This is a genomic window from Arthrobacter sp. Y3223166 (genome assembly GCF_059090935.1).
Map to the genome: position 1 here is coordinate 25,773 of NZ_JBNHGE010000021.1, position 17,664 is coordinate 43,436.

At 67.5% G+C, this 17,664-nt stretch carries 14 protein-coding genes; 10 read left to right on the plus strand and 4 right to left on the minus strand.

Annotation, left to right across the window (positions count from 1 at the left end):
* Positions 1-147 precede the first annotated feature (147 nt).
* The 9 genes from AC5RUH_RS10770 (at position 148) to AC5RUH_RS10810 (ending at position 9,794) form a co-directional block, all read left to right on the plus strand.
* Entirely contained in the window at positions 148-711 is a 564-nt protein-coding gene (locus tag AC5RUH_RS10770; protein WP_494128568.1) for a hypothetical protein, read from the plus strand.
* Between the two features lie 74 nt (positions 712-785).
* Complete coding sequence (locus tag AC5RUH_RS10775) at positions 786-1,337, plus strand: RNA polymerase sigma factor (protein WP_494076677.1); 552 nt, start codon at positions 786-788, stop codon at positions 1,335-1,337.
* Positions 1,334-2,119 carry a hypothetical protein gene (locus tag AC5RUH_RS10780; RefSeq protein ID WP_494128569.1) on the plus strand — a complete coding sequence of 262 codons (786 nt, stop codon included), beginning with the start codon at positions 1,334-1,336 and terminating at the stop codon, positions 2,117-2,119. The genes AC5RUH_RS10775 and AC5RUH_RS10780 overlap by 4 nt, the downstream gene beginning before the upstream one ends.
* Before the next feature lie 222 nt (positions 2,120-2,341).
* Positions 2,342-4,099 (plus strand): alkaline phosphatase D family protein, encoded by a 1,758-nt coding sequence (locus AC5RUH_RS10785; protein WP_494128570.1) that lies wholly within the window; start codon positions 2,342-2,344, stop codon positions 4,097-4,099.
* Between the two features lie 93 nt (positions 4,100-4,192).
* The gene (gene glsA, locus AC5RUH_RS10790) at positions 4,193-6,007 is read left to right on the plus strand and encodes a glutaminase A (RefSeq protein ID WP_494128571.1); all 1,815 of its coding nucleotides are present in this window, start codon (positions 4,193-4,195) and stop codon (positions 6,005-6,007) included.
* Between the two features lie 161 nt (positions 6,008-6,168).
* Positions 6,169-6,813, plus strand: coding sequence for an ABC transporter permease (locus AC5RUH_RS10795; RefSeq protein ID WP_494014493.1), 645 nt, complete (start codon positions 6,169-6,171; stop codon positions 6,811-6,813).
* A complete protein-coding gene (locus tag AC5RUH_RS10800) occupies positions 6,810-8,027 on the plus strand; it encodes an ABC transporter ATP-binding protein (protein WP_494001596.1) in 1,218 nt (405 codons plus the stop codon). The genes AC5RUH_RS10795 and AC5RUH_RS10800 overlap by 4 nt, the downstream gene beginning before the upstream one ends.
* Positions 8,020-8,826, plus strand: a complete 807-nt coding sequence (locus tag AC5RUH_RS10805; protein ID WP_494076681.1) for an ABC transporter permease — start codon at positions 8,020-8,022, stop codon at positions 8,824-8,826. The genes AC5RUH_RS10800 and AC5RUH_RS10805 overlap by 8 nt, the downstream gene beginning before the upstream one ends.
* Before the next feature lie 26 nt (positions 8,827-8,852).
* Positions 8,853-9,794 (plus strand): glycine betaine ABC transporter substrate-binding protein, encoded by a 942-nt coding sequence (locus AC5RUH_RS10810; protein WP_494014495.1) that lies wholly within the window; start codon positions 8,853-8,855, stop codon positions 9,792-9,794.
* A gap of 123 nt (positions 9,795-9,917) precedes the next feature.
* Here the strand turns inward: AC5RUH_RS10810 and asnB are convergent, their stop codons facing one another.
* Positions 9,918-11,438: an asparagine synthase (glutamine-hydrolyzing) gene (asnB, locus tag AC5RUH_RS10815; protein WP_494128572.1), complete on the minus strand. Its 1,521-nt coding sequence runs from the start codon at positions 11,436-11,438 to the stop codon at positions 9,918-9,920.
* A gap of 214 nt (positions 11,439-11,652) precedes the next feature.
* Here asnB and abc-f point away from each other — a divergent pair, with 214 nt between their 5' ends.
* Positions 11,653-13,290 carry a ribosomal protection-like ABC-F family protein gene (gene abc-f, locus AC5RUH_RS10820; protein WP_494128573.1) on the plus strand — a complete coding sequence of 546 codons (1,638 nt, stop codon included), beginning with the start codon at positions 11,653-11,655 and terminating at the stop codon, positions 13,288-13,290.
* 29 nt (positions 13,291-13,319) lie between these two features.
* Here the strand turns inward: abc-f and AC5RUH_RS10825 are convergent, their stop codons facing one another.
* The 3 genes from AC5RUH_RS10825 to AC5RUH_RS10835 all read right to left on the minus strand — a co-directional run bounded on the left by AC5RUH_RS10825 (position 13,320) and on the right by AC5RUH_RS10835 (position 17,414).
* Positions 13,320-14,759, minus strand: coding sequence for an amidase (locus AC5RUH_RS10825; RefSeq protein ID WP_494128574.1), 1,440 nt, complete (start codon positions 14,757-14,759; stop codon positions 13,320-13,322).
* Positions 14,756-16,051, minus strand: a complete 1,296-nt coding sequence (locus AC5RUH_RS10830) for a M20 family metallo-hydrolase (RefSeq protein WP_494128575.1) — start codon at positions 16,049-16,051, stop codon at positions 14,756-14,758. The genes AC5RUH_RS10825 and AC5RUH_RS10830 overlap by 4 nt, the downstream gene beginning before the upstream one ends.
* A 100-nt stretch (positions 16,052-16,151) precedes the next feature.
* Positions 16,152-17,414 (minus strand): MFS transporter, encoded by a 1,263-nt coding sequence (locus AC5RUH_RS10835; protein ID WP_494128576.1) that lies wholly within the window; start codon positions 17,412-17,414, stop codon positions 16,152-16,154.
* Positions 17,415-17,664: the final 250 nt, after the last annotated feature.

Here is a 17,664-nt window from a genome sequence, read left to right on the forward strand (position 1 = left end):
CGGCCACCGGCGTTTACCGTGAAAAATGTTTCTCCCGAAAAATCACGAAAGCGTAACCTTTCACCCTCTTCCTTCGATTAGTCAGGTGTAAGGGCGCGCCGCAGTAGCAGTACCGCGGCCGTGCCGAGCAACCTTTTGAGGAGATCCATGTCGAACCGTTTCCGCACCCTGAGCCTGCCCGCCAAGGGAGCCGCCCTGGCCGCCGTCATCGCCGTGGGAGGCGCCGGAGCCGCCGTGGCAGCACCCGCCCTGACCGCCGTCGGCAATTCGGAGACCGCGGTCACCACGCCGGCAGTCCCGGCCACCCCGGCCGTCCCCGCCGGCGAGGGTGAGACTGCAGTCCCGGCCATCCCGGCCTCCCCCGCCGTGCCGGAAGTCCGGTCCGCAGCCGCAGCCGATGCCGAGGTCGACGTCACCGCCGGCGCAGACGGAGCAGAGGCTGACGCGGCGCTGGGCGCAGAGGCCGAGGCCGGCACCGAGGAGAACGGCGCCGCCGCCGAGCTGCGTTCGGGTGCCGCCGTGGCTCCGGCAGTCCCGGCCGTCCCGGGTGCCGACGGCGTGCCTGCCACTCCGGCCGTCCCTGCCGTTCCGGAGCTGCCGGTAACCGCCAACGCCAAGGCCGAAGCCGCGATCGACGCCCGCACGGAAGCCGCGGAAACCCGCGCCGAACTGCGTGGCGCCGCTTCGGTCACGGTAGAAGCCGGACAGTAATTCCCGTGGTACCGGGTGCGGCGCCTACACTGGGGGCGCCGCACCCGTCGCCCGCTGTCTGAAAGAACGTCGACTTGCCCCCATCACTTCCCGACGACATCGTGTTCGCGGCGCAGTCCGGAGATGCAGCTGCATTCGGCGAGATCTACACCGCGCTGGCACCCGGGCTCAATGGATACCTGAAGGTGCGCGGTGTGGAAGACCACGAAGGCGCCGTACAGGAAGTATTCCTCGCCCTCTTCTCCCGGATCCGGTCGGTGAACGGCGGGTTCCAGGGGCTGCGGACGCTGGCGTTCTCCATCGCCCATGCCCGCTACGTAGACGATGTCCGGCGCCGGGCCCGGCAGCCAGTGCTGTCGCCCTACGACCCTGATGCCGACGCCCGAGCGGTGGAGTCCGCCGAAACAACTGTCCTGGAGACGCTCGCCGAGAGCGATGTGGGACGCCAGCTCAAGGAGCTGAAGCCGGAGCAGCAGGAAGTGCTGATGCTACGCGTGGTCGCCGACCTGTCGATCGAACAGGTTGCCGAGATCATGGGCCGGAGCGCCGGCTCCATCAAACAATTGCAGCGGCGCGCCCTGCTTAAACTCAAATCCGTTCTGGAAAGGAAGGAGGCCCTGGTATGAACAGCGCTGAAATGTCCGACGACGACGCCGTCCGCCGGCTGCTGGACGAAGCCGGGCTGGCTCCTTCTGCCCCGCTGGAGTCCACCTTGCTGGCCCTCCGCGCCGCCGGGGAAGCCCCCATCCCGGCCCCATCGCCCGAGGTGCTGGCTTACCTGACGCCGGCTGCCGGCGCGGCGGCCGCGGGCGCGCAGGTCGTGCCGCTGCGCCGACGCCGCACGGTGCGCGGCGCCCTTATCCTCACGGCCGCGGTGGCCGCCACCGGGCTGGGAGTGTCCGGCGTGGCGGCGGCCAACCCCGACTTCCGGGCAGCCGCGGACCAGGCCGTCCGGCAGGTCGTGGGCTTCCTCGCCCCGTCCGGCACCGGCCAGGAAACTCCCCAAGACCACTCCGTGCCCGGAGCCCCCGCCCGCGCCCCGGCCGTAACGGGCGAGGCCCCGGTTGAGGAAGGCGGCTCCGGCTCGGCCGACACCGGCACCGATTCCCCGGCCGCTCCCGCTGCCCCGGCACATCCTGCTGCCCCCGCGCCCCAGCCCGGGCACCAGGCGGAGCGGACCCCTGGTACCGATGATGCTGCCGGGCAGGATGCCAAACGTCTGCCGGGCACGCCGTCCCGGGACGTGCTCCCCGCGGTGCCGCCGCTGGAGGGCGGACTGCCGGATCCGTCCCTGGGCCAGCGCGACGGCAATCCCGGCAAGGACGCCCCGCGGAAAAAGCAGGACGCGCCCGTACCCGCTACCGGCCACCTTCCGACGCTGCAGCCCCTCCCGTCACCGGAGCGCTGAAAGCCGCCTTCCGACGCTCCGGCCACGCCGTTGCGTGACCGCTGCCCAACCGCCGCCGCTCCCCCGAGGTCGGCCGGAGCGCTGACCGACCGACGTCGGGAATGACGACGGCGATGCCCGCGCCCGAAGGCAATCCCTCCGCCGCGGCCTCTTTCGGCAGGCCGGCGATAGTGGCAGAGTTGCGCAAGGGAACACCGTTCTGTCGGTCAGGCAGGAGGATTCATGACCGCATCGCCGCTGGTACTTGGCCCGATGCTGCGCTATGTGGACCAGACGTCGGCCAGCATCTGGGTGGAGACCCGCGAAGCCGCCACCGTCGCCGTCGTGGTTCAGGGGCGCAGCTGGCAGGCAGGCACGTTCTCCGTGCGCGGCCACCATTACGCGCTGGTCGAGGCCGAGGGGCTGGAGCCAGGAAGCGTCACACCCTATCGGGTGGAGGTTGACGGCGTCACGGCCTGGCCGGAACCGGACTCGCCGTACCCTGCACCCGTGATCCGCACCCTCACGCCCGGACGCCCGCTCCGGCTGGCCTTTGGATCCTGCCGCACCAGCGTCGAGCATGACGCGGCCGGCAACAGGCAGCACGGCGTGGACGCGCTCCGGGCGTACGCGCTGCACCGTGCCGACGGCGCCGCCCGGCCCGGGGACAAGGCCGGCACCGCGGACAGGACCGGGACCGGGGACGCGACCGGCGGGGCACTCGACGGGACCGGGACGGACTCCGTCTGGCCGGACCTGCTGCTCTTCCTCGGCGACCAGGTCTACGCGGACTCGACGACCGAGGCGATGCAGGAGTTCATCCGCGCCCGCCGCGATATCAAGGAACCGCCCGGCGAAGAGCTGAAGGACTACGCGGAATACGCCCACCTGTACATGCTCGCGTGGTCGGACGGCGCCAACCGATGGCTGCTGTCCACGCTGCCCAGTGCGATGATCTTCGACGACCACGACATCCGCGACGACTGGAACGCCTCGCTGAGCTGGCGGCGGAAGATGGCCAAGAAGCCCTGGTGGCATGGCCGCATTGTCGCCGGCCTCGCGTCCTACTGGGTCTACCAGCATCTGGGCAACCTGTCCCCGGAGCAGCGTGCCGAGGACGAACTGTGGCAGCAGGTGGTGAACCATCCGGGCGACGGCGAACCGGACCTCAGCGACGCGCTGGAAGCTTTCGCGGAACGGGCGGACCGGCAGCCGGACACTTACCGCTGGAGCTTCACCCGCGACATCGGCGGTTCACGGCTGGTCGTGCTCGACTCGCGCGCTGCCCGTGACTTGCAGCCGGACCGGCGGACGCTGCTGGACGAGGAAGAAATGGCCTGGCTGGACAGCCAGCTCCAGGGCGGCTTCAAGCACCTGCTGATCGGGACCTCGCTGCCGTTCCTGCTCCCCAAGGGCCTGCACCACATCGAGTCCTGGAACGAGGCCCTCAGCGAAGGGGCGTGGGGCAAGCTGCCGGCGGCCGCCGGTGAACTGCTGCGGCAAGCCGTGGACCTGGAGCACTGGGCAGCCTTCCAGCGCACCTTCCACGAGGTGGCGGCCATGGTGCAGGAGGTGGCCGACGGCGGGCGCGGACCGGCGCCGGAGACCGTCACCTTCCTCTCGGGCGACGTGCACTTCTCCTATGTGACGGAGGTGGTGCGAGATTCGGGCAGCCGGATCGTCCAGGCCGTCTGCTCGCCCGTCCGCAACCCGCTGCCCCGCTTCCTGCGCTATTTCACCGCCGCCATGTCCTATGGCATCGCCGCTCCGGTGGGCGCGCTCGTAGCCCGTGGCGCGAAGGTTCCCGATCCGCCGTTCACGTGGAAGAGCCACATGCGGCCATGGTTCGACAACAACCTGGCCAGCCTGGAGGACTCCCCCGACGGCCTGAAGATTTGGTGGGAAAAGGGCGTGGTGCATGACGGCGACGATCTGCACCCGGGCCTGGAAGAGGTCGCCTCCCTGACCATCGCGCCGCAGGGCATTCGGATTACGCGATAGTCCGATGGCGCGGTAGTCCGATGGCGCGATGAGGGCGTAGGCCAGCCCGGGCGGCTGTCCGGGGCGCGTCGTCCGCCCACTTACGCTGGTGATATGGAATCGCCGATCGACAGCTACTTGCGCACCCTGCACGCCGAGATCTCCGAACTCCGCGACGGGACGCCGTATCTGGTTGGTCCTGCCTCGGCGGTAGTCAATCCGGACGACTTCGGGATCTGCCTGGCTACCGTGGACGGCTACGTCTACGAGGTGGGCACCACCCGCAAGGAATTCACGCTGCAGTCGATCTCGAAGCCGTTCAGCTACGCGCTCGCGCTGGCCGAGCTTGGCTTCGACGCGGTGGACGAGAAGGTGGACGTAGAGCCCTCCGGGGACCCGTTCAACGAGATCTCCCTCGCCGCCGGCACCGGGCGGCCGGCCAACGCGATGATCAACGCGGGCGCGCTGGCGGTCACCGGGATGATCAAGGGCTCCGGCGGCAGGTCCGCGATCAAGCGGATCCTGAACACGTATTCCGAATTCGCCGGCCGGAAACTGAAGAGCAGCCCGCGGGTGTTCGAAGCCGAGCTGCGCAACAGCGACCGCAACCATGCACTGGCCTACCTGCTGAGCTCATTTGGCATCATCGAGGACAACCCCACCACCGCGTTGGAGAACTACCTGCGGCAGTGCTCGGTGCAGGTGACCTGCCGGGACCTGTCCATCATGGCCGCGACCTTGGCCAACGGCGGCACCAACCCCGTCACCGGCAACCACGTCATGGACATCGGGCCGGTGGAACGGGTGCTGTCGGTCATGATGACCTCGGGCATGTACGACGACGCCGGAGACTGGGTCACCAACGTGGGGATGCCGGCGAAGTCCGGGGTGGGAGGGGGCACCCTGGCGGTGCTTCCCGGCCAGGTCGGGCTCGCGGTGTTCTCCCCGCCGCTGGACGACCACGGCGGGTCGGTCCGCGGGATCGCCGTAAGCCGGCGGCTGTCCGAGGACATGGAGATGCATTTCGTCCGCTCCGCGCGTGCCGGGCGTTCCGCGATCCGCGCCAGCTACGACATCACCGTCGTTCCTTCCGGCATCCGCCGCACGGACGAGTCGGCCGAGGTGCTGCGGGAGAACGGCTATCGCGCGCAACTGATCGAGCTCAACGGCGACCTGCTGTTTGCCGGTACGGAATCGATGGTCCGGGAAATCAGCTCGCTCCCCGACGACGTAGAGCTGGTGGTCCTAGACCTGCGCCGCGTCGACGAAGTGGGCGGCGTGGCCCTGCGCATGTTCGCCCGCCTGGAGGAGATTCTGGCCGCGGACAACCGTGAACTGCTGCTGATCGATCCGGAGGACAGGCTCGCCGACGTCTTCATCGACACCGGGCGGCACGTGCCGGTCTTCGACACCCGCACCGGGGCCGTCGAGTTCTCCGAGAACCGCCTCATTGCCCGCTACGGAGATCCGCTGGGCGTGCCCACGTCGGTGCCGGTGGAGCAGTCGCTGGCCCTAGGCACCCTGCACGCGGACGAAATTGTCGCCCTGGTGGAACGCATGGAGCCCGCGAAGTACGAGGACGGCGAGATCGTCCGGCGGGTCGGCCAACGGTTTGGCGGGGTGTACTTCATTGTCTCCGGCCGGATCAGCACCATCGCCGCCGACTCCGAGGGACGGCGGGTCAAGCTGAGCACGCTCAGCGCCGGCATGACGTTCGGCGAACTGGCACTGGGCAGCGAAGACCGGCAGGAGACCACCGAGAAGGCGGACGGCCCGGTGGAACTCATGGTGCTCTCCGCGGAGGCGATCGAGGAACTGGAGGAGCAGGACCCGAAACTGGCGATGCGCCTGTGGAAGGCGCTCACCCGCGACGCTTACACACGCGTGGACCAGTTCCTGCGCGAAGCCGCCGTCCGGATCCGCGACTGACCGTCCGCGGCGGCCCGCTGCCGGCGGCCCAATGGGCATCCACCAGCGGGGATCAACTATAGTTACGGGCAGTCGTACCACCTGCCACATCGGCAACAGAAACCACACTAGCCTCGGTCTCTCCGTGTCTTGTTCCCGGCAGAGGTTACAGAAAGGAACGTGTGAACTTTTTCGAGTTTCTCGCGAAACGGGCCGACGACATGCTGGAAATGGGCATCGAGCATGCCATCCTCGTGGGCGTTGCGGTCATGCTCGCCACCGTGATCGGGGTCGGCCTGGGCATCGCGACTTATCGGCACGAACGGCCGCGCGAAACAGTCCTCGCGGTCACCGGTGCTTTCCTGACCGTCCCCTCCTTCGCGTTGTTCATCCTCCTCATCGGCCCCCTGGGCCTGGGCGCGCTGCCCGTCGTCGTCGCCCTCACCATGTATGGCCTGCTGCCCATCGTCCGCAACACCATCACCGGCCTGCGCGAAGTGGATCCTGCCATCGTGGAATCGGCCAAGGGCATGGGCATGAGCCGAACCCAGCGGCTGCTGAGGATCGAACTGCCGCTGGCGTGGCCGGTGATCATCACCGGCATCCGCGTCACCACCCTGGTCCTGCTGGGCATCGCTGCCATCGGCGCGATCGTACTGGGCCCCGGCTACGGAGAGCTGATCTTCACCGGCCTCGCCCGGGTGGGCACGCCGGTGGCTGTCAACATGGTCCTGGCCGGAACCCTCGGCGTGATTGTCCTCGCCATCCTGTTCGATCTGCTCTTCCACACCGTCCGCAAGCTGACTACCTCCAAAGGAATCCGATGACCGCTTCCGACCATCAGACCCCCCAGCCCAGGCCGGTCAAGATCCGCTTACAGAACCTGTCCAAGAGGTTTCCCGGACAGAAGGACAACGCGGTCGACGACCTGACCCTGGACATCCACGAGGGCGAGATCGTGGTGCTGGTCGGCCCGTCGGGATGCGGCAAGACCACCACCATGAAGATGATCAATCGGATCATCGAGCCCACCTCCGGCCGGATCATCCTGGACGGAGAGGACGTCACCACCACCGACCCGGACCAGCTCCGCCGCCGCATTGGCTACGTCATTCAGCAGGTCGGCCTGTTCCCGCACATGACCATCGGCGAAAACGTGGCCACCGTGCCCAAGCTGTTGGGCTGGGACGCCAAACGGATTTCCGCTCGGGTGGACGAATTGCTGGACATGGTCAACATGCCGCCGTCGACGTACCGCAACCGCTACCCCAAGGAGCTCTCCGGCGGGCAGCGGCAACGGGTAGGGGTGGCACGCGCTCTGGGTGCAGACCCGGAAGTGATGCTGATGGACGAACCGTTCGGGGCGATAGACCCGATCACCCGGGACCGGCTGCAGAACGAATTCCTGCGCCTGCAGTCGGAGGTGCGCAAGACCATCGTGTTCGTCACCCATGACATCGATGAAGCAATCAAGATGGGCGACCGGATCGCCATCCTGCAGGACCGCTCCCGGATTGCCCAGTACGACACCCCGGAGCAGATCCTGACCGCCCCTGCCAATGATTTCGTCTCCGACTTCATCGGCAACGGCGCCTCCCTGAAGCGGCTGAACCTCAGCCGCGTGGCCGACATCGAGCTGACCCAGTGGCCGACCGTCCGGCTGGACACCCCGGCCGAGGACGCGCTGGAGCAGTTGCGGCGCAGCGACCGCTCCGCGCTCCTGGTGCTCGACCACGCCGGGCGGCCCCGCCGCTGGGTGGGTGCGGACGACCTGCACCGGGCAGGCACACGCGCGCTGGACGAGGTGGGGCTGCCGCCGGAAGCCATGGTGGAACCCCGCGCAACCCTGTCCGATGCCCTCAACGAGCTCATCACCGCCCGGTACAGCGTGACCATCGTGGTGGACTCGCACGGTGTCTACCAGGGCGTGGTGGATATCGAACAGATCAACGAGGCCATCCGCGCCATGCGGGACACGGCGGTCACTCGAGCCCGGGCCGGTCTGGGCGAGGTGGCCGAAGCCGTACAGGCGGGTGGCTGACGTGGCCGCTGCCGCACCACAGCACACGGTGCACGACCAAGACGTTGCGGTCCAGCCACCGGCCAGGACGCGGCGCAGGACCCTGACCGGTTACCTGCTGGTACCGGCCATCCTGGCGCTGGCCTGCCTGGCGCTGTACCTGTATGTCGGCTCGCAGGAACTGGACAGCATCGAGGCGCGCGCCCTGGCCCCGGCCAACCTGGCCGCCGCCCTGGGCCGGCACCTGCAGCTGACCGCGGTCTCGACGCTGCTGACCCTGGTCATCGCGGTGCCGTTGGGCATCCTGTTCACGCGCCCGGCCATGCGTCGGGTCCGCCCCTACCTGATCACCCTGCTGACCCTGGGACAGGCGGTTCCGACCATCGCCGTGTTGGTCCTGCTGGCCGTGGCTTTCCTGTTCCTGGGTTTCCAGGCAGCCATCGTGGGCTTGGTGCTCTACGCCATCATCCCGGTGCTGCTCAACACCATGGTAGGCCTGGAGCAGGTTGACGAATCCGTGCTGGAAGCCGGGCGGGGCATGGGCATCTCCAAGTTCGGCGTCCTGCGCCGGCTCGAACTGCCCCTCGCGGTGCCGATCATGCTGGCCGGCGTTCGCACCGCGCTGGTCATCAACGTGGGAACGGCCACCCTGGTGACCTACATCAACGCGGGCGGACTCGGGGACATCATCGTGGCCGGGCTGTCCACCAACCGCGTCCTGGTGCAGATTGTCGGCGCCGCGCTCACGGCGGTGCTGGCACTGCTGATCGACTACCTGGCGAGCATTGCCGAAGACTTCCTGCGCCCGAAAGGGCTCTAGGCCATCCCCTGCATGACGAAAGAGGAATGATGAAAGCGAATAGTTCACGGAAGACGGCGTTCGCCGCGTTTGGCGCCGGAGTGGCCCTGCTGCTGACGGCCTGCGGCGGCGGCGACGCCGCCGAGGCGACGGGCGACGGCGAACTCGCGGGCGCGCACTTCACGGCGGGCTCCAAGGAATTCACCGAATCGATCCTGCTGGCCCAGATCGCGGCGGTCGCGCTCGAGGATGCCGGTGCCACCGTCGAGGACAAGACGGGCATCTCCGGCAGCGCCACCGTACGCGAGGCCCTGGAGTCGAGCCAGGTGGACTTCTACTGGGACTACACCGGAACCGGCTGGGTCAATGTCCTCGGCCACACCACCGAGGACGTGCCGGAAGATCTCTACGCAGCCGTCGCGAAGGAAGACGCGGAGAACGGCGTCGCCTGGCTGGAACCGGCGCCGTTCGAGAACACCTACCGGATCGCCGCCAAGAAGGAGTTCGCGGAGGCCGAAGGCATCACCAACATGACCGAAGCCGCTGCGTTCATCCAGAAGAACCCGGACCAGGGTGCCGTCTGCGCCGCCAGCGAGTTCATCAACCGCGACGACGGCCTCCCGGGCTTGGAGAAGGCGTACGGTTTTGAATTCAGCAAGGTAGTGGAGCTGGACCTGAACCTCATCTACACACAGGTCGGCGGATCCTGCCAGTTCGGCGAAGTCTTCTCCACCGATGCCCGGGTCATCTCCAACGAACTGACCGTGTTGGAGGACGACAAGGAATTCTTCGTCCCGTACCAGGGCTCCATGACCCTGCGCCAGGAAACCCTGGACGAGTACCCGGCCATTGCGGAGATCATGGCACCGATCAGCGCCGCACTGACCAATGAAGTTATCACCGAGCTCAATGGCCGGGTGGATAACGACGGCGAGGATCCCCGCGACGTCGCCGAGGAGTGGCTGCAGGAGCAGGGCCTGGTGGGTTAGCCACCGGACCTTGCCTCCGCACAACGGCCAGCGGCCGCCGGTCACCACGACCGGCGGCCGCTGGCTGTAGCAGGCCTTACCGAATCCGCCGCAGTCCCGGGTTTCCCCGAATCGCTCGGCGTATCAGGCCTCCGCGAAACGTCCCACCGTCTTCTGCGCATCGATTCCCGGCAGGGCGGCGGCGAATATGCGGTAGTAAGCGAGTTCCTCGCGGGTCCGCACCGGCGGATCCAGAACGCCTGCCTCCTGCTCGAGCTCGGCTTCGCTGACCGAGGCTTCGAAGTGTTCGCGGAGCACGTCGTTCATGCCGGTGCCCTCGCCGAACTGCTCCTTCGGCCGCCAGAGCACCTCGTGCGGAACCATCCCGTTGAAGGCCTTGCGCAACAGCCATTTGGCGGGCCGCTCCGGTCCCGTCAACTTCCACGCCGGCGGCAACGCCAAGGCCAGTTCCACCATGTCCAGGTCCAGGAAGGGCAACCGCGGCTCGATCCCGTGCGCACCGGCCACCCGGTCCACCCGCTGCAGTCCCCCGATGGGCATGCCTTCGATGGTCTCCAGCAGGTCTTCGTGCAGCGCCTCGCCGGAGTCATGGCGGCCGTAGTGCGAGTAGCCGGCGAACAGCTCGTCGGCTCCCTCGCCCACCAGCACAATCTTCACGTGTTCGGCGGCCAGCCGGGACACCAGGAAATTCGGCACCGCGCTGTGCACCAGCGTCGGGTCAAAGGACTCAAGTTCCGCGATCACCTGCGGTACCAGCGCGATCGCATCCTCGGCGGTGTAGACCAACTCGTGGTGCTCGGTCCCCGCGGCGGCCGCCATCACCCGGGCGGCGAGCAGGTCGGCGCTTCCCTCCAGCCCGACGGCGAACGTCTTCAAAACCTTCCCGCGCTCGGCGGCCTTGCGGGCCGCCACGGCCGTGACGATGCTGGAGTCCACCCCGCCGGACAACAGGACGCCCACCGGCACGTCGGCCTCCAGGCTGCGCTCCACCGCCCGGACCAGGGTGTCGCGCAGGGCATCGAAGACCCACTGCGGCGGATCCTCGTCCGGCCGCCGGCTCTTGAGCAGCACCGGGGCGCCGGCCGGGAAGACGGGCCCTGCCATCAGGCCGTCCTCCGGTGTCCAGGCATGGCCCGGCGGAAACGGCTCCACGAAAGGCCGCCACTCGTCGTCGAACGCCTTCATTTCGGAGGCAAACAGCACGGTTTCTTCGCGCCGCGCCCAGTACAACGGGGACAATCCGAGCAGGTCCCTGGCCGCGACGAAGCGCCCGTCATCGCCGGCGATCACCAAGGCGAACGGACCCCAGAGCTTGTCGAAGGCGGCCACGCCGAGCTCCTCGTACAGCCGCAGCGCGGCCTCCAGATCGGACCGGGTCCGGAAACCCTCCTGCCCGAGCCGGTCGCGGATCCGGCGGTAGTTGTAGATCTCGCCGTCGCCCACCAGCCACGCGTCGCCGTCGCGGCCGGCCAGGGGTTGCTGCCCGTTCTCCGGATCGACGATGGCCAGCTGCCGGCTGCCGAGCCAGGACGTGCCCACCCGGCGCGACGCCGATCCGTCCGGTCCACGGTGTGCCAACCGGTCCAGCATCCGTTCGCCCGCTGTCGCATCGAACTCCCCGTGGGCAGCCACTATCCCTGACATCTGCATCCCGCCTTCGCGCTTGTTCAACAAATCCGGCGCCGCATGCGGCCGGGCTCTGTCCGCCCCAGGCGCTGCGACGCGACTTCTCCAGCATAGCCAGCCGGCCCCCATGCCCTTCCGCCGGTCGCGGGCCAGGCCGAAAGGCTCGACGGTTCCATGGTCATGGAGCCGGCGCGGTCCGGACCACTCGCCGCCGCTCTCTAGACTGGTAGGCATGACTGCAACGCTGGTGGCCAAGGACCTCTCGGGCGGCCACGGCCACCGCACCCTGTTCTCCAACCTGAACCTGACCGTCGCGCCGGGCGACGTCGTCGGGGTGGTCGGCGCCAACGGTGCCGGCAAGACCACGCTGCTGCGGATCCTGGCGGGCGCGGACGCACCGCTGGCGGGGTCCGTGAGCACGGCGCCCTCGGACGCCTTTGTCGGCTGGCTGCCGCAGGAACACGAGCGGATTCCCGGCGAGACCATCGCCGCCTACCTTGACCGCCGCACGGGTGCCGCGGCCGCCACCGCCGCCATGGAAGCCGCGGCCGAGGCGCTGGGCTCCGGCTCCAAGCAGGCCGGCGACGCCTACGCCGCCGCCCTGGACCACTGGATGGCCAGCGGGGCCGCGGACCTGGAGGACAGGATCCCGCCCATGCTGGCCGAACTCGGTCTGGACGTCGGCCCGGACGCCCCGATGACCGGGCTTTCCGGCGGCCAGGCCGCGCGCGCCGCCTTGGCAGCCCTGCTGCTGAGCCGGTTCGACGTGGTCCTGCTGGACGAGCCCACCAACGATCTGGACCTGGCCGGACTGGCCCGGCTGGAGTCGTTCGTGCAGGGCCTGCGCGGCGGCGCGGTGCTCGTCTCCCACGACCGCGAGTTCTTGGCCCGCTGCGTGACCACCGTGGTGGAGCTGGACCTGGCCCAGAACAAGGTGGCGGTGTACGACGGCGGCTACGATGCCTTCCTGGAGGAGCGGGCCGTGGCGCGCCGCCACGCGCGCGACGCCTACGACGAGTTCGCGGAGAAGAAGGCGGACCTCGTGTCCCGGGCGCGGACCCAGCGCGAGTGGAGCTCCCAGGGCGTCCGGAACGCCATGAAGAAGAATCCGGACAACGACAAGATCCGCCGCAAGGCCAGCACGGAGTCCTCCGAAAAGCAGGCGCAGAAGGTGCGGCAGATGGAGTCCCGCATCGCCCGCCTGGACGAAGTGGAGGAGCCCCGCAAGGAGTGGCAGCTGCAGTTCAGCATCGGCGCCGCCCCGCGCTCCAGCTCGGTGGTCGCCACCTTGAACCAGGCCACCGTCCGCCGCGACGCCTTCACGCTCGGCCCTGTCTCGCTCCAGGTCAACGCCGGCGAGCGCATCGGCATCACCGGCCCCAACGGCGCGGGCAAGTCCACGCTGCTGCGCCTCCTGCTGGGACATCAGCAGCCCGACGACGGCGCCGCCGGGCTGGGTGCCAGCGTCGCCATCGGCGAGATCGACCAGGCGCGCGGCCAGCTCTCGGAGGACCGGCCGCTCGGTGCCGCCTTCGAAGCACTGGTCCCGGACTACAGCCAGGCCGAGGTCCGCACGCTGCTGGCAAAGTTCGGCCTCAAGGCCGACCAGGTGTCCAGTGCCGTCGGCGCCCTCTCCCCCGGCGAGCGCACCCGGGCCGCCCTCGCCCTGCTGCAGGCCCGCGGCGTGAACCTGCTGGTCCTCGACGAACCCACCAACCACTTGGACCTGCCCGCCATCGAACAGCTGGAGCAGGCGCTGGACAGCTACGAGGGCACGCTGCTGCTGGTCTCGCATGACCGCCGGCTGCTGGAAAACGTCCGGCTGGACACCCGCTGGGACGTCGACGCCGGCCGGGTCACCGTCCGCTGAGTCCCTCGGACCTCCGGTTCAGGACGGGGTTAGAGTGCCGGCCGCATCCCGGACCAGGGGCGCAACTGTTCCACGGCAGCACCGATGCGGAAGACGGTGAGGTCGTCGTAGGGGTTACCAACGATTTGCACGCCTGTCGGTATCCCGGTCTCGGAGAGTCCGCTCGGCACGGCCAGGACGGGGCAACGGTTGTTGATGTTAAACGGCGCAGTCATGTGCGCTTCCCAGTAGTGCTCGAGATGTTGCCCATCGACGTCGATCCCGTCGAGGTACTCGGCGTCGGCTTTGAGCGCAGGAACTGCTGAGGCGGGACAGATCAGGGCGTCGAATCCGTCCATGGCCTGGGCCAACTGCCCCTGGATACGTGACTCGGCTTGCAGTCCTTCCAGGAGTGTGTGGCGCGTCGACGCCTCACGCGCGTCGGCCATGAAGCGCCGCGTATAGGCGGCCCACTGCTCGGTGCCGCCTGCGGTGGCTGCCTCCATAGCGGGGCCGAGAATGTGCCCGAAGTGGGTGAAGATAACATCGCTGATCTCCCGATGAGACCAAGGAAGTTCGATCTCCTCGACGACGGCACCCGCTGCCTCCAGAGCCGCGGCCACGGCCCGGGTGTTGGCCTCGATCTCCCCTGTGACCGGGTAGTCCCCGAGCCGGATGCACAGCGCAATCCGCATGTGGTGGACCGGCGCAAATTCCAAGGGCAAAGGAGCGGACGGCCCCACCGAGGTGTGGTCCATGGGGTGCGGTCCGGCCATCACATTGGTCAACAGCGCGGTGTCGGCGACCGTGCGGCCCATCGGGCCGTCGCCGCGGTACCAGTCATTGGACAGAGGCGGCATGCCCGGGATCCTGCCGTACGGCGCTTTGTAACCGACGGTTCCGGTAAAGGATGCGGGTAACCGGGTGGAACCCGCGATGTCCGAGGCCGTCGCCAATGCCGTCATCCCGGATGCCAGCGCTGCCCCGGCCCCGCCGGAGGATCCGCCCGGCGAGTACTCCGGGTTCCACGGGTTCCGGGTGATTCCCCACATCGGGCTGTGTGTCACCGTGGCGCAGCTGAATTCGGGCGAGGTGGTGCGGGCGTGGAGGATTCCTCCGGCGGCTTTGATCCGCCCAATGATCGGGTGATCGGCCGCTGCGGTCTCGCCGGCGCACGCCAACAGCCCCTGCGAGAAGCTTCGGCCGGCGATGGCATGCTTCTCTTTGGCGGCCACCGGCAATCCCAGTAACGGCGGCGCCGAATCCAGGCCTCGGGGTCCGCCGTCGAACTCGCCGCGCTGGTACAGCAGCTCGGCCTCCCGCGACTCAGCGAGGGCCTCCTCAAACATCGTCTCGGTCAGCGCATTGACGGTCCCGTTGATCTCGGTAATGCGTTCTATGACCGCTTCCATCAGTTCGACAGGGGAAAGCTCCCGAGCGCGGAACAGCCGCAGCGCGTCCACTGCACTGAGGTAATGCAGCTCGGTCATGACCTGGCTCCTGCAGTGGACTTGTCCCCGAGGCCAAACTCTCCCGACACCGAGTCTTCCGACGACAGCGCACCATAAACCAGTTCCAACGCGATCTGGGTCAGGGCATCCAGGCCCGCCAGCATGTCCGCATCCTTGGTAAATTCGCGTTCGCAGTGACTGACGCCGTCCACTGACGGAATGAACACCATGACCGATGGCACGATCCGGTTCATCGCTACCGAGTCGTGCCCTGCCATCGTCTGCATACGGCGGACCCCAAGTCCCAGCTTCTCGGCCGTCTTCTCAGTCAACACGACACCGGATTCGGGGTAGTACTGGTTGGCCCGGACATCGAAGTCCTTCACGTTGATCCGGATGTCGTGTTCCTCGGCAAGCCGGGCGATGTCTGCCAGCAGGCTGTCCCGTGCGGAGCGCACAATCTCGGGGCTGTTGGAGCGCAAATCAGCTACGAGGTGCACCCGGCGGGCCACGACGATCGGCGAATTCGGTTCCAGCGTCAGCTGCCCCACGGAGGACACGAGCGTCTCCTCCTCAAAGTTGCGCGTGACGTCGTGCACCATGAGGACAATCTTCGAGGCGGCAACCAGCGCATCGTGCCGGTCTGCCATGGCGGTAGCGCCGGTATGGGACTGCTCGCCGAGGACCTCAATATCCAGCTTCTGGGTGTACCAGCTCGAGTCCACGGCGCCTATGGTCAGGCCCTCGCGCTCCAGGATGCGGCCCTGCTCGATGTGGATCTTCGCGTAGCTCACTGCTTCGGGCCCCTCCTCCGTTCCGAGATAGCCGATCGACGCCAGGGCTTCCCGCACGGAGACTCCCTGGAGGTCCCTCACGCCGAGCATCTGCTCACGATCCATGATTCCCGCGAAGACGGAGCTACCCATGATGGAGGGTGCAAAGCGGCCGCCTTCCTCGTTGAACCAGTTCACCACCGCCAGATTGAACGGCGGAACGTTGCCTGTCGCGTTGACGTGCACCTCGATCCGGGCAGCAGCGTGCAACCCGGCCAGCACGCCGTACGCCCCGTCGAAGCGACCACCCAGCGGCTGGCTGTCCAAGTGGGAGCCGATCATGACGAATTTCGCAGCGGGCCGAAATTCGATCAAGGCGAACATGTTGCCGATGCCGTCCACGCGCACGCCCCAGCCGTGCTCGGCTGCAAAAGCGGTGAACCAGTCCCGGGCCTGCCGGTCTTCCTCGGTAGCGGCTTGCCGATGCACACCGTGGTTCGCTGTGGCCCCTATGGTGGCAACGTGGTGAAAGTCCTTGAGGAAAGCTTCAGCGGACATAACAAAACTCCTAATACCTAATACGTGAGCTGCCGGTGGGAACCGGGAGGGCGGAACCTGCGGGAGCCGGAAGGAGTATCGGTCCCCCCGGCTCCCGTTATCAGCCGAGGCGTCCGCGGGTCTCCGGAACCTTGGTCAGCGTGAGCAGCAGGAACACAATGATCGCCGCGCCGCACAGCCAGTAGGCCGGCGAGTAAGAGATACCGGTGCCGTTCACCAGCGCGGTGCCGATGAAGGGTGCGGTTCCGCCGAACAACGCGTATCCAAGGTTGTAGCTGACGGCGGCCGAGGTGAAGCGGGTCTTCGTCGTGAAGATTTCCACGAAGAACGTGTAGCAGCCGCCGCCGTAGATGCATAGCGGAACGACGAAGAGCAGCTGTCCCAGAATTGCCAGGCCCAGCGAGCCGCTGGTCACCAGCATGAAACAGGGGAAGGCCAGCAATGCGATCGCGGCCGACCCTGCAATCAGCATCGGCTTGCGGCCGACCTTGTCACCGATGATTCCGCCGACCGGGAGCAGCAAAGCGTAAAACAGCATCGCCGATGCGTTCGCCACCAGGGACGCCTGCAGGGTCAGGTTGCCGGTCGTCTGCACGTAGCCGACGAAGTAACCGGACAGGAAGTAGAAACCCATGGCGGTCAAGCCCATGACGAAGACGACCTGGAGCATCCGGACCTTATTCTCGCGGAAGGCCTCGCGAACCGGGCTGTACTCCTTTTTCTTATGTTTTTCAGCGACCTGCTTGAAAGCCGCGCTCTCCTCGGTTTTGGAGCGGATCCACACACCGAACAGGGACAGCGGCAACGCCAGCAGGAACGGTACGCGCCAGCCCCATGAGAAGAAGGCCTCATCGGAAAGGCTTTGGTTGAGGATCAGGATCATCGCGCCGGCCACGACGGACGGCAGCGCGGTGGCGGCAAGGGTGATGTTGAGCCAAAAACCGCGACGGTTCACGGGCGCATGTTCGAAAACGAAGGCCGGGGCACCGACGGATTCTCCGCCTGCCGAGAACCCCTGCAGCAGCCGGCACAGTACCAGCAGTGCAGGTGCGAGAGCTCCGATGGCGGCATAAGGCGGCAACAGGCCGATGGCGGCCGTGGCACCGCCGATGGTCACCAGCGTGATGTAGAGGACGCGGCGTCGGCCGATCCGGTCGCCCAGCTGTCCGAAGAACAGACCTCCGATCGGCCGGGCGATGAAGGCGACACCGAACGTGGCAAAGGTGGCCAACAGCCCGATAAGTGGGTTCTCGCCGGGGAAAAACAGCTGGGAGAGCGTCACTGCCGAGAGACCGTAGAGGGAAAAGTCGTAGAACTCAATAAACTGCCCAACACTGCCACCTGCAAGGACGCGCTTCTGCATCCCGGTGGTTTTGTTCGACTGTGAGAAGGCTGTGGCGTCTGCGGATCCCGATGTAGTCCGGGCTCCATTCACCGTCATGACTGCCGCCAGAGGCGGGAGGAACTGCGGCCCTTACCCGACTCCGCGTGTAACGCGGAACACGACGTGGATCTTGACCGACTGTAGTCCATCGCAAGTCCTCCTGAAGGTTGCGGCTGATCCTCGTACGATCCCGCGTCTTTGCAGGTTCGGCCAGGGGTGGATCAACCTG

What these genes read in the sequence shown, in the direction of transcription:
- AC5RUH_RS10770 (WP_494128568.1), top strand. Translation starts at nt 148, where the DNA reads ATGTCGAACCGTTTCCGCACCCTGAGCCTGCCCGCCAAGGGAGCCGCC.
- AC5RUH_RS10780 (WP_494128569.1), top strand. Translation starts at nt 1,334, where the DNA reads ATGAACAGCGCTGAAATGTCCGACGACGACGCCGTCCGCCGGCTGCTG.
- AC5RUH_RS10785 (WP_494128570.1), top strand. Translation starts at nt 2,342, where the DNA reads ATGACCGCATCGCCGCTGGTACTTGGCCCGATGCTGCGCTATGTGGAC.
- glsA (WP_494128571.1), top strand. Translation starts at nt 4,193, where the DNA reads ATGGAATCGCCGATCGACAGCTACTTGCGCACCCTGCACGCCGAGATC.
- AC5RUH_RS10800 (WP_494001596.1), top strand. Translation starts at nt 6,810, where the DNA reads ATGACCGCTTCCGACCATCAGACCCCCCAGCCCAGGCCGGTCAAGATC.
- AC5RUH_RS10810 (WP_494014495.1), top strand. Translation starts at nt 8,853, where the DNA reads ATGATGAAAGCGAATAGTTCACGGAAGACGGCGTTCGCCGCGTTTGGC.
- asnB (WP_494128572.1), bottom strand. Translation starts at nt 11,438, where the DNA reads ATGTCAGGGATAGTGGCTGCCCACGGGGAGTTCGATGCGACAGCGGGC.
- abc-f (WP_494128573.1), top strand. Translation starts at nt 11,653, where the DNA reads ATGACTGCAACGCTGGTGGCCAAGGACCTCTCGGGCGGCCACGGCCAC.
- AC5RUH_RS10825 (WP_494128574.1), bottom strand. Translation starts at nt 14,759, where the DNA reads ATGACCGAGCTGCATTACCTCAGTGCAGTGGACGCGCTGCGGCTGTTC.
- AC5RUH_RS10830 (WP_494128575.1), bottom strand. Translation starts at nt 16,051, where the DNA reads ATGTCCGCTGAAGCTTTCCTCAAGGACTTTCACCACGTTGCCACCATA.
- AC5RUH_RS10835 (WP_494128576.1), bottom strand. Translation starts at nt 17,414, where the DNA reads ATGCAGAAGCGCGTCCTTGCAGGTGGCAGTGTTGGGCAGTTTATTGAG.